The sequence below is a fragment of the Streptomyces beijiangensis genome (genome assembly GCF_017315755.1).
In the GTDB taxonomy this organism is placed as follows: domain Bacteria; phylum Actinomycetota; class Actinomycetes; order Streptomycetales; family Streptomycetaceae; genus Streptomyces; species Streptomyces beijiangensis.
Map to the genome: position 1 here is coordinate 1 of NZ_JAFLRJ010001244.1, position 272 is coordinate 272.

The 272-nt window shown below is 61.4% G+C and carries 1 pseudogene; it reads right to left on the bottom strand.

Features of this window, described 5'->3' with window-relative positions:
- Window positions 1-215: pseudogene (locus J0695_RS41355) on the bottom strand (hypothetical protein); the annotation flags it as partial.
- Window positions 216-272 lie beyond the last annotated feature (57 nt).

Sequence of the window (272 nt, forward strand, 5' to 3'; positions counted from 1 at the left end):
GCCTTGCACTGTGTGGCCTCCGTCTGGAACTCGATGGACTCGGCGTTCCACAGACCGGGGACGTCGTTGGACGCCGTCATGACGAGTTCGAAGAAGTAGTAGTCCGTGTTGCCGGGCTCGGACCTGAGGACCTTCTTGGACGTGACCTCCGTGCCGTAGAATGTCGACTCGTCGTCGCAGAAGGAAACCGAGGAGCGACTGACGTCGTCCGTCATGTAAACCTTGGCCGGCGTGTAACGCGGAACTCCGGTGACGGTCCATCCCCCGTCGAC